This is a genomic window from Acidiferrobacteraceae bacterium (genome assembly GCA_037388825.1).
In the GTDB taxonomy this organism is placed as follows: Bacteria; Pseudomonadota; Gammaproteobacteria; order Acidiferrobacterales; family JAJDNE01; genus JARRJV01.
The window spans coordinates 16,309-27,179 of record JARRJV010000013.1; the positions used below are offsets into that span (position 1 = coordinate 16,309).

The following is a 10,871-nucleotide window of genomic DNA, read 5'->3' on the forward strand; positions in this document are numbered from 1 at the left end:
TACAGTAAATCGGAATCCGCCGGGGATTACCAGCGCACCCCGCATATGCCCAGACCCAGGGCCTGCAGGGCCTGCCAGGCGTCCCCGGGTTCTCGACCCTTGATGATACGGTCGGCGCGGGACGCGCCCTGCAAAAGGCCGAGCCAGCGGCCGGCCGGAAACCGCTTCAGCGCCCGGCGTACCAGGGGCTGCCGTCGGGGCCAGACTCCATTCGCCCGGAATACGCCCTCTTCGGACTCGCCCCGCGCCAGGGCGGATGCCACCCGCGCCAGGGTGCGCAATTCACGGGCCAGCGCCCAGAGTACCAGGACCGCTGCTACCCCCTCTTCCCGTAGCCCGGTCAATACCCGCACCGCCAGGGGGCCATCGCCCTGCAGGCACGCGTCTACCAGACGAAACACATCGAAACGGGCATTTTCCCCAAGTTCCTCCTGGATGTCATCCGCACGAATGTTGCCGTCGGGATACAACAGGGCCAGTTTTTCGATCTCCTGGGACAAGGCCAAAAGATTCCCCTCGTAACGGTAGGCCAACAGCGCGGCGATATCGGGATTGGCCCCCAGACCTCGGGCCTGCATGCGCGCCGCCGCCCACGCCGGCAGTTCCCGCGGCTCGGGTGGATAGATGGGGACCACGACACCGGCCGAATCCAGGGCCTTCACCCATTTCGCATTCTGGTTTTGCTTGTCCAGCCGGCTGCTCCAAACCAGCAGGACGGTATCCTCCGGTGGCCGTTCACACCATTCCACCAGGGCCCGGCTGCCCGCCTCGCCCGGCTTTCCCTTGGGGAGCCGCAGCTCCAGCACCCGACGCTCGGCGAACAGGGACATGGACTGGGAATAGCCGCTCAGGGAATTCCAGTCGAAACCGGTCTCCACCGTCATCACTTGCCGTTCGCTGAAACCTTCGTCGAGTGCACGCAGGCGCACCGCCTGGCAGGCCTCCTCGGCAAGCTGGGGTTCGTCGCCGTGGATCAGATAAACCGGTGCCAGACCCTTTGCCAGCTGGCCCGCCAGTCGATCCGCATACACGCGCATCAGGAAGTCCCCCGCGCGTATCTTGCCGCGATCCGGCGCAGGATGCGCAAGGCAACCTCGTGAACCATGGCGGCACGCAGGCGCTGTTCCTCCGCTTCCATGGCAAGCACTTCCTTCCTCTCGTAGAGAAAACTGCGTTGCACCTGAACGACGGTCCCGGGAACCAGTGTCTTGCCCGCGCCGTCATTCACCGTGGCGACAGCCTCCAACTGCAACCGATACTCCGAAGTCTTGCCGCTTATGCTGAGGGCCAGGCTGGAGCGGGTGAAATGCTCTTTCGAGATCCGCAGCACGGGGGCCTTGGGATCGCTAGTGACCGCGACGCCGTAACGTTCCTGCAGCAATCGGGTGAGTTCGTATTTCAGTGCGTCGCTGGTCTTGCTCGTACCCTCGAGTCGCAACGAATCCAGCGACTTCGGCCACGGAACCACATCACCGGCGCCGCGCAAGTGAAAGCCACAGGCCGACAGGACGACGGCGACCGTCGTGATCGCAACGAAGGAAGAGATTCTACTGGGCGACCACATTGACCAGTTTTCCCGGCACGACGATCACCTTGCGCACCGTCTTGCCATCAATATGCCGAGTCACGTTCTCGCTTGCCAGCGCGATCTTCTCCACCGCCGCCTTGTCCGCCTGCGCCGGTACCGTGATCTTGTCGCGCAGCTTGCCGTTCACCTGCACCACCAGCTCGATCTCGTCCTGCACCAGGGCAGCCTCATCCACTTCGGGCCAGGGTGCGTCGATGATGTCGCCGTCAAAACCCAGCTCGTGCCAAAGCACATGAGTGATGTGCGGGGCAATGGGTGCCAGGAGTCGCAACAACACGGAGAGACCATCAGACACAACCAAGCGATGAGCAGAATCATGCTTGTCCGGTGGTGACGTCTTCTCCAGTGCATTCAACATCTTCATGCCTGCTGCAACCACGGTATTGAACTGATACTTGGCGAAATCGTGGGTCGCCTGCTTCAGGTTCTGATGCACCTCACGGTGAATCGAGGCAAGCGAAGAAGGTAGGTCATTCCGCACCTTGTCGGCAACGAATTGTTCCTTATGGGCCATGCGAGCGGTTTTCTTGTTTGACTCTGCAAACGTCCACAGGCGCTTGAGAAACCGGTACGCACCCTGGACCGCGCTGTCCGACCATTCGAGCGTGTCTTCCGGCGGCGCGGCGAACATCATGAACAGGCGTGCGGTGTCGGCGCCGTATTGCTCGATCAGGGCCTGGGGGTCGACGCCGTTGTTCTTGGACTTGGACATGGTGCCAATGCCGCCGGACTCCACCGGCTGGCCGTCGCTCTTGAGGATGGCGCCGGTGCGCTGGCCCTTGCCGTCGGAGCTAACCTCGACCTCGGCCGGATTGAAGTACCGGATGCGTCCGCTCTCCGGATGACGGAAAAAGATCTCGTTGAGCACCATGCCCTGGGTCAGCAGGCGCTGGAACGGCTCGTCGCCCTGTACCAGCTTGAGATCGCGCATGACCTTCCACCAGAAGCGCGAGTACAGAAGATGGAGAATTGCATGCTCGATGCCGCCAATGTACTGGTCGACCGGCATCCAGGCGTTGACCTCGTCCCCCACCATGGCCTGGTCGTTGCGTGCCGAGCAGTAGCGCGCGTAGTACCAGGAGGAGTCGACGAAGGTGTCCATGGTGTCGGTCTCGCGCCGCGCCGGCTTGCCGCACTTCGGGCAGTCGACGTTCACGAAGTCCTCGCGCCGGTTCAGCGGATTGCCGCTGCCGTCGGGCACGCAGTCTTCCGGCAACACGACCGGCAGCTGCTCGTCCGGTACCGGCACATCGCCGCAGTGATCGCAATGTATTATAGGTATGGGGCAACCCCAGTAGCGCTGGCGCGAGATGCCCCAGTCGCGCAGGCGCCACTGCACCTGCTTGTCGCCCAGGCCTTTCGCCTTGAGGTCGGCGGCGATGGCGTCCACCGCCTCCTTGTAATTCAGGCCATCGTACTTGCCGGAATTCACGCAGCGGCCGTTTTCCTTGTCCGCATACCAGTCGGCCCAGGCCTGGTCGGAAAATTCCTCGCCGGAGACCTCGATCACCGGTTTGATGGGCAGGCCGTACTCTTGCGCGAAATGAAAGTCGCGCTCGTCGTGGGCCGGCACCGCCATGACCGCGCCCTCGCCGTAGGCCATGAGTACGTAGTTGCCGACCCACACCGGGACCTTCTCGCCGGTCAGGGGATGGACCACATCGATGCCCGCGGGCATGCCCTTCTTCTCCATGGTTGCGAGGTCGGCCTCCATGACCGTGCCCTGCTTGCACTCCTCGACGAAGGCGGCGAGCTTCGCGTCCTTCTTCGCCGCGTGTTCCGCCAGCGGATGCTCGGCCGCGATGGCGCAAAAGGTCACGCCCATGATGGTGTCGGCACGGGTGGTGAACACCCACAGCTTTTCTTCCTTTCCGTCCAGCGTGTAGGGAAAGGCAAAGCGCACACCGGTGCTCTTGCCGATCCAGTTCGCCTGCATGGCCCGCACACGCTCGGGCCAGTCATGCAACTGATCCAGGTCCGACAGCAGTTCCTCGGCGTAGTCGGTGATGCGCAGGTAGTACATGGGGATCTCGCGCTTCTCCACCAGCGCGCCGGTGCGCCAGCCGCGACCGTCGATCACCTGCTCGTTCGCCAGTACCGTCTGGTCCACCGGATCCCAGTTGACCGTACCCGTCTTCTTATAGGCGATACCCTGCTCCAACATGCGCAGGAACATCCACTGGTTCCAGCGATAGTACTGCGGGTTGCAGGTGGCCAGTTCCCGCTCCCAGTCGATGGCAAAGCCCAGGGACTTGAGCTGCTTGCGCATGTAATCGATGTTGTCGTATGTCCATTTCGCCGGCGGTACCTGGTTCTGCATGGCGGCGTTCTCCGCCGGCAGACCGAAGGCATCCCATCCCATGGGTTGCAGCACATCCCGACCGCGCATGCGCTGGTAGCGGGCGATGGCATCGCCAATGGTGTAGTTGCGCACATGACCCATGTGCAGCTTGCCCGAGGGATAGGGAAACATGGACAGACAATAGAACTTGTCCCGTGCCGGTGACTCGGCGGCGCGGAAACTCTTCTGCTTTTCCCAGTAGTCCCGGGCAGCCTTTTCTACTTCTTGGGGTACGTAATCTTCGTTGTCCATTGTGTCGGGATCGGGGAGTAAGCTTGAAAATCCGGCCAAGAATACCGGATTCCCCGACGGACGTCCCGCCCGCCTTCAGTTGCGCGCGGCGCGCCGGTTCAGTGCGAACAGCGCCAACAGGCCGATAATGAGCAGTGCCACCACCGGCACATTCCGGAACCGCACGTAGGGAGTCAGGCCGGTGCGGCCTTGTACCGTTGCCATGAGCACACCCTGCTGAAATTGCCCCGACTCCGCAAGGACGTGGCCCCGGGCATCGATCGCCGCCGACAGGCCGGCATTGTCGACGCGCAGCACCGGACGGTCGGTCTCAATGGCGCGCATGCGCGCCATTTGCAGCAGCTGGTGGGGTGCCAGTGAATCTCCATACCACGCGTTCTCGCTGATATTGACGATCATCGTCGCGGCCGGGGCCTTGGCCGCGGTCTCGGCGGCAAATATGGTTTCGTAGCAGATGGCCATGCCAGCCTTCTGTCCTGCGACCTTCAGCGGGGGTTGACCGACCGGTCCGGCAGAGAAATCGGCCATGGGGATGTCCATGGAATTGAGCAACCAGCGGAAGACCGGATCCAGCGGCGGATACTCCCCGAAGGGAACGAGATGATGTTTGCGATACACCCCGCGCGCCGAACCAAGCGTGGCGGCGGCATTGTAATAGTGCGTTACGCCATCGACAGTCTCGCGATCGACCACCCCGAACAGGTAGTCGGCATGATCCCGCCGCGAGTCCTGTTCCAGTTCGCGGACGAAGTCTGGTGGCAGCTCGTCAAGATAGGCGGGCACGGCCCCCTCGGGCCAGATCACCAGATCGGCATCCGGGTGCGCGGCACTGAGCTTGCGGTAGGTATCGAGGATGGCGGAACGATAGCCCGGACGCCACTTGACCTCGATCGGGATGTTCCCCTGAACCAGGGCAACCCGGATCGGCTTGCCAAAGTCCCGGCCCCAGTGCGGGAGTCCGCCGGCGAAGCCCACCGCCCATATCAGCACGAGCGCAACGCCGAAGCGCCAACCCGCGCGCCAGCCACGACCGGACCAGGCCGCCAGCAGACCGGCGCTGACGGCCGTGGCCAGACTCACGCCATAGATGCCGATCCAGGAAGCGTAGCCCGCAAGCGGAGTGGCGATCTGGGAATAGCCCGCATCCAGCAGGGGCAGGCCGGTGAACACCCAGCCGCGCAGCCACTCCAACAAGGTCCACGCCAAAGGCGCAACCAGGACGACGCGCAAGGGTGTCTGCAGGCGGGTAAAGCAGCCCTGCAGGACCCCGGCCGCGGCGGGGAACAGCGCCAACACGGATACGAACAGCGCCGTGGCGATGCCCGCTAGGGGCGTATCCATATTGCCGAAGGTGTGCAGGGTGACGAATACCCACGACGCACCCACGCCAAACAAACCCAGACCGAACAGGAATCCGGTGCGGAAACCGTGCCGTGGGCCCTGGGTCGACCACAACGCAAACAATACGGCGAGGGCCAGGGGCGTGAGTGCGAACAGGTGAAACGGGGCAAAGCCCAGAGGAAAAGCAGCTCCAGCGATCAGGGCAAACAAATCGCTCCGTCGCGCAGGCGGCATAACTATTCCGAGGATTCGGCGGCCGTGGCCTGGTCGACCCGACTGACTTCCAGAAGATGTACGCGGCGACTGTCGGCTCGCAGGACACGAAACTCCAGATCATCCAACACGGCCTTCTCACCACGGCGGGGAACATGCTCCAGGTGCGTGATCAGCACGCCCCCGAGGGTATCCACCTCGTCCGACTGGAAATGGGTTCCGAAGTGTTCGTTGAACTCGTCCAGCGGAATCAGGGCCTTGACCACGTAGCGCCCATCGCCCCGGGGCGTAATCATGATCTCGTCCTCGTCGATGTCGTGCTCGTCCTCGATCTCGCCGACGATCTGCTCCAGCACGTCCTCAATGGTCACGAGACCGGACACACCGCCGTATTCGTCCACGACGATGGCCATGTGATTGCGGGTGGATCGGAAATCGCGCAAGAGCACGTCCAGGCGCTTGCTCTCGGGAATGAACACGGCCGGACGCAGCATGTCGTCCAGACTGAAGCTGGTGCCCGCCTCCTTGTTCATGAAGTACTGCAGCAGGTCCTTGGCCAGCAAGATGCCGACGACCTTGTCCTTGTCGCCGTCCACCATGGGATAGCGCGAATGGGCCTCTTCCACGACCAGGGGCAGGTATTCCTCGGGGGACTGGTTCTTGTCCACCACCGCCATCTGCGCGCGCGGAATCATGATGTCGCGGACCTGCATTTCTGAAACCTGGAGGACGCCTTCGATCATATCGAGTGCATCGCGCTTGAGCAGGTCGTGTTCCTGCGCTTCGCGCAGGATGTCAATCAGTTCGCGCCGTGTGGAGGGCTCGCGCAGGAAGGCCTGACTCAGGCGATCCAGGAGGGAACGTGATGGCGCTCCATTTTCGCCATCACGGCGACTAGGGTGTTCGTCGGTTTTCGAGTTCATGGTTCGGATGATTATAAGGGAATTCGATCAGCCGCGGGCATAGGGAGCGGGAAATCCGAGTCCGGTGAGGATTTCGGTTTCCGCCGCTTCCATCCGCTCGGCGTCGGCTTCGTTTTCGTGGGCGTATCCGCGCAGATGCATGATTCCGTGCACCACCATGTGGGCCCAGTGAGCCGCCAGGGCCTTGCCCTGCTCGCCGGCCTCGCGGCGCACCACGGGGGCGCAAATCACGATGTCGCCCAGGATCGCGCTGTTCACGCCAGGCGGACTCTCGAACGGGAAGGATAGAACATTCGTGGGGCCCTCCTTGTGACGGTAGCGTGAATTGAGCTCGGCCATCTCGGGCTCGTTCACGATGCGGATATTGAGCTCCCGGTCATCAGCGGCACCCAGGGCCGCCCGGACCCATCGATCGATCTCCGCGGGGTCCGGCACGTCGCCATCGCCCGACACGTCCTGCACCGTAAGCCTCACTCAGGTTTCGTCCGCCGGGTCGGAAGATGGCTGATGGTGGTCGTAGGCCTCGACGATCTTCTGCACCAGAGGATGGCGCACCACATCCTTGCTGCCAAAATGCACGAAGCTGATCCCCTTGACGTCACGCAGGATGGTCATGACTTCCTTCAGGCCCGATCGCTGTTTGGGCGGCAGGTCCACCTGGGTGGCGTCCCCCGTAATTACGGCCGTGGTGCCGAAACCGATGCGCGTGAGGAACATCTTCATCTGCTCCGGCGTTGTGTTCTGCGCCTCGTCGAGAATGATGAAGGCATCGTTCAGGGTGCGCCCGCGCATGTAGGCCAAAGGAGCCAGTTCGATCACGTTCCGTTCCAGCAAGCGGCCCACTTTCTCGAAGCCGAGCATCTCGTGCAGGGCGTCATACAGGGGCCGAAGATAGGGATCGACCTTCTGTTCCAGGTCGCCGGGCAGGAAGCCCAGTCGTTCGCCGGCCTCCACCGCCGGCCGCACCAGGACGATGCGTTGTACCTGACCCTGTTGCAGGGCCTCCACGGCACAGGCCACAGCCAGCCAGGTCTTGCCGGTCCCGGCGGGACCGATACCAAAACTGATATCGTGGGTCTGGATGTTGCGAACGTACTCGCGCTGGCGCGGACTGCGTGCCCGCACCTTGCGCTTGGGCGTGGTCACGACCACGTCCTCGCCATCGGATTCGGGTGGATTGAACATCAGTTGCTGCAGGGCGACGTGAACCCGGGCAGGCGTCAGCGCCTCACCCTCACCGGTAGTGCTGTACAGATCGCGCAGGAATTTTTCCGTGGACTCAGCGATATCTGGCTGGCCACTGATGCGGAAATCGTTTCCGCGATTGCTAATGACCACTCCCAGGGATTCCTCAATTTGCCGGATGTGCTCGTCGTGGTGGCCACACAGGCTGGCCAGTCGGCGGTTGTCGGCGGGGGTGAGGCTGAATCGGATCTCGGTTCGGTTGGCGCTCAAACGGGTCCCAGGTTCGTAGCTGGTATAAAACAAGTGTAGTCAATAAGTGGGGGGGCCGGTCAAGAACTGCAAGTGACCTAAACAATGATTCCACGAAGGGAATTGGGCAGGGCCTCGGTAATTTCCGCGCAAATCAGCTGACCCGCGCGGATTCCGCCCGATGCGGGAAAATTTACCACACGATTGTTCTCCGTGCGTCCCGCCATCTGGCCCTCGCCACGACGCGCCGGCCCATCCACGAGCACCGTCTGTACCGTACCCACCATGGTCGTGCTGATGGCAGCGGCCTGGCGGTTGATCAGCGCCTGCAGGGACTCCAGCCGTTGCTGCTTCACCTCCCGCGGCACGGGGTCGTCCAGCTCCGCCGCCGGGGTGCCGGGGCGCGGGCTGTAAATGAAACTGAAGGACTGATCGAAACCCACGGTCTCAATCAGGTCCAGGGTTGCCTGGAAGTCGGAATCGGTCTCCCCGGGGAAGCCGACGATGAAATCGCTGGAGACGCTGATGTCCGGCCGCACGTCGCGCAGGCGGCGGATGCGGGCACGGAATTCCAGGGCCGTGTGCCCCCGTTTCATCAGTGCCAGGATGCGGTCCGATCCGCTCTGTACCGGAAGATGCAGATGGTTCACCAGCTTGGGCACGTCGGCATAGGCAGCGATCAGGTTGTCACTGAAATGCAGGGGATGGGACGTAGTGAACCGGATGCGATCGATGCCATCGATCTCGGCAATGTATCGGATCAGCAGCGCCAGGTCCGCCTCGCCGCCGCCATACATGGCGCCGCGATAGCCGTTCACGTTCTGGCCAAGCAGGGTCAGTTCCCGCACACCCTGCTCCGCCAGGTGCACCGCCTCGGCAAGGACATCATCGAAGGGCCGGCTGAATTCCTCGCCGCGCGTGTAGGGAACTACGCAGTAGCTGCAGTACTTGCTGCAACCTTCCATGACGGAAACATAGGCCCGAACCCCTTCCACACGTGGGTCCGGCAGGCGGTCGAATTTCTCGATCTCGGGGAAGGAGACATCCACCGCGGCACTGCCGCCCAGGGAGTCAAGCATGTCTGGCAGGCGGTGCAGGGTCTGGGGACCGAACACCATGTCCACATAGGGGGCGCGCCGGGTGATAGCCTCACCCTCCTGACTGGCGACGCAGCCGCCGACGCCGATCACAAGCTCGGGACGACGACGCTTCAGTTCGTTCCAACGGCCGAGTTCCGAGAATACCTTTTCCTGGGCCTTCTCGCGGATGGAGCAGGTGTTGAGCAGGAGCACGTCCGCCGTTTCGGGATTGTCGGTCGTCTCCAGACCGTGGCTCTCGCGGAGCAGGTCCGCCATGCGCGCCGAATCGTAGTCGTTCATCTGGCAGCCCATGGTCTTGATGAAGACCTTGCCGCCATGTCGACGACGCGGGGACGGTGGCGCCGGAACGATATTAAGTTGCTGTTTTTCCATGGGGCCGCGTACTCTACCGATGGGACTGGCAAAATGCCAGCGGCGAAGGGGGCGCGTGCCGAAGCCCCGAATAGGCGAACAATCCCGTCGGATCCCGCGCCGGGTGCCAGGGAACTTAATTCCCCGTACGAGGTTCAAACAAGGGATGAATCGACAACAACCATTCCTCGTATCCATCGTTCTCGCACTCGTGTTCGCCTGGTCCGGCGCAGCGGTAGCGGCGGGGACCAGTGCCGATGCGGCGGTTCAGAAGCTGCTCGCCGCCAAGGAGCCGCCGGAGGGCGTGGTGTTCGAGGTTGTATCCAGCGATGCGGATACCTTGCGCTGGGCGGTTCCAGCCATCCGTCGGTACGTGCACCAGCTGCGGGAACGCTTTCCCAAGCTTTCCATGGCGGTGGTCAGCCACGGTGATGAAGAGTTCGCCCTGACCGAGGCGAACCGCAAACGCTACAAGGACGTGCACCGAGGCATAAAGTCACTGACGGATGAAAACGTGCCCGTCGCCGTGTGCGGCGCCTATGCCCAGATGCACAAGATCTCTCCCGAAGACTTCCCGAAATACGTGGAAGTCGCATCCTCGGGACCGTCCGAAATCCGTACCTACCGCGAATTCGGCTTCCAGGTCATTCACGTCCGAAAACCGCCCAAATAGGGCAGTTCCCCGCCAAGATTGGTCACCGTAACTGGTGAAAACCGGTTCCCGCGTGCATAAATGGCATTAATAGGCTTGAAATCCCAGGTAATGGAGTTCCGCCAGACTGGCACTGATCCTGCACCTAGACAGGCACAGTGTCGAAAGCGGCATACGTTCTCTGGGGGTGCTTCATGAAGACTTTCGTTTTTCTGCTGGGTTTCCTGCTTGCGATGCCCGTTTACGCGGCTGAACTCGGCGATTCCTACGTCAAGCTCTTTAACGTCCAGCTGCAAATCGCGAAATCCGGAAATCCGGGCGCGCAGTACAGTCTCGGCCAAATGTACGAGCAGGGACTCGGTACCAAGACCAATCTGGAAAAGGCCTACGAGTGGTATGAAAAGGCTGCCAAGCAGGGGGATGTTCGGGCCAAGCACAAGCTAGCGACGCGCAACCAGCCGCAGGACGCGCTCGATCTGACACCTGAACCCGAGGCCGCACCGGTGACGAAGTCCGCACCGGCGAAGGCCGATCCCGAGCTGGTGGCGAAGAAGAAAGCGGAAGAGGCGAGGCTGATGGCCAAGAAACGCGCCGCCGCCAAGGCCGCCCTGGCGAAACAGATCGCCGAGATGCAGGCCCACGAAAGCGATATTGGCTGGTAGACCGGCTGAAGACC

The 10,871-nt window shown here is 62.4% G+C and carries 10 protein-coding genes; 2 read left to right on the top strand and 8 right to left on the bottom strand.

Annotated features, from left to right (window positions below):
• Positions 1-26: 26 nt before the first annotated feature.
• The 8 genes from holA to miaB form a co-directional block, all read right to left on the bottom strand.
• On the bottom strand, positions 27-1,037 hold the full coding sequence (gene holA, locus P8X48_03635; protein ID MEJ2106409.1) for a DNA polymerase III subunit delta: 1,011 nt from the start codon (positions 1,035-1,037) through the stop codon (positions 27-29).
• A complete protein-coding gene (gene lptE / locus P8X48_03640; protein ID MEJ2106410.1) occupies positions 1,037-1,564 on the bottom strand; it encodes an LPS assembly lipoprotein LptE in 528 nt (175 codons plus the stop codon). Before lptE ends, holA begins: the two co-directional genes overlap by 1 nt.
• Positions 1,548-4,181 (bottom strand): leucine--tRNA ligase, encoded by a 2,634-nt coding sequence (gene leuS, locus P8X48_03645; protein MEJ2106411.1) that lies wholly within the window; start codon positions 4,179-4,181, stop codon positions 1,548-1,550. Before leuS ends, lptE begins: the two co-directional genes overlap by 17 nt.
• Before the next feature lie 75 nt (positions 4,182-4,256).
• Positions 4,257-5,756, bottom strand: a complete 1,500-nt coding sequence (gene lnt / locus P8X48_03650; protein ID MEJ2106412.1) for an apolipoprotein N-acyltransferase — start codon at positions 5,754-5,756, stop codon at positions 4,257-4,259.
• Positions 5,757-5,758: 2 nt separating this feature from the next.
• Positions 5,759-6,658 (bottom strand): transporter associated domain-containing protein, encoded by a 900-nt coding sequence (locus P8X48_03655; protein ID MEJ2106413.1) that lies wholly within the window; start codon positions 6,656-6,658, stop codon positions 5,759-5,761.
• Between the two features lie 27 nt (positions 6,659-6,685).
• The gene (ybeY, locus tag P8X48_03660) at positions 6,686-7,132 is read right to left on the bottom strand and encodes an rRNA maturation RNase YbeY (GenBank protein ID MEJ2106414.1); all 447 of its coding nucleotides are present in this window, start codon (positions 7,130-7,132) and stop codon (positions 6,686-6,688) included.
• Entirely contained in the window at positions 7,133-8,113 is a 981-nt protein-coding gene (locus P8X48_03665; protein MEJ2106415.1) for a PhoH family protein, read from the bottom strand. It lies immediately after the preceding gene.
• Between the two features lie 77 nt (positions 8,114-8,190).
• Entirely contained in the window at positions 8,191-9,564 is a 1,374-nt protein-coding gene (gene miaB / locus P8X48_03670) for a tRNA (N6-isopentenyl adenosine(37)-C2)-methylthiotransferase MiaB (protein MEJ2106416.1), read from the bottom strand.
• A 145-nt stretch (positions 9,565-9,709) separates the two neighbouring features.
• Between miaB and P8X48_03675 the strand changes: the two genes are divergently transcribed.
• Positions 9,710-10,216: a DsrE family protein gene (locus P8X48_03675; protein ID MEJ2106417.1), complete on the top strand. Its 507-nt coding sequence runs from the start codon at positions 9,710-9,712 to the stop codon at positions 10,214-10,216.
• 173 nt (positions 10,217-10,389) lie between these two features.
• Positions 10,390-10,857, top strand: coding sequence for a hypothetical protein (locus tag P8X48_03680; protein ID MEJ2106418.1), 468 nt, complete (start codon positions 10,390-10,392; stop codon positions 10,855-10,857).
• The last annotated feature ends 14 nt before the right edge of the window (positions 10,858-10,871 follow it).

What these genes read in the sequence shown, in the direction of transcription:
- holA (MEJ2106409.1), bottom strand. Translation starts at nt 1,037, where the DNA reads ATGCGCGTGTATGCGGATCGACTGGCGGGCCAGCTGGCAAAGGGTCTG.
- lptE (MEJ2106410.1), bottom strand. Translation starts at nt 1,564, where the DNA reads ATGTGGTCGCCCAGTAGAATCTCTTCCTTCGTTGCGATCACGACGGTC.
- leuS (MEJ2106411.1), bottom strand. Translation starts at nt 4,181, where the DNA reads ATGGACAACGAAGATTACGTACCCCAAGAAGTAGAAAAGGCTGCCCGG.
- lnt (MEJ2106412.1), bottom strand. Translation starts at nt 5,756, where the DNA reads ATGCCGCCTGCGCGACGGAGCGATTTGTTTGCCCTGATCGCTGGAGCT.
- P8X48_03655 (MEJ2106413.1), bottom strand. Translation starts at nt 6,658, where the DNA reads ATGAACTCGAAAACCGACGAACACCCTAGTCGCCGTGATGGCGAAAAT.
- miaB (MEJ2106416.1), bottom strand. Translation starts at nt 9,564, where the DNA reads ATGGAAAAACAGCAACTTAATATCGTTCCGGCGCCACCGTCCCCGCGT.
- P8X48_03675 (MEJ2106417.1), top strand. Translation starts at nt 9,710, where the DNA reads ATGAATCGACAACAACCATTCCTCGTATCCATCGTTCTCGCACTCGTG.
- P8X48_03680 (MEJ2106418.1), top strand. Translation starts at nt 10,390, where the DNA reads ATGAAGACTTTCGTTTTTCTGCTGGGTTTCCTGCTTGCGATGCCCGTT.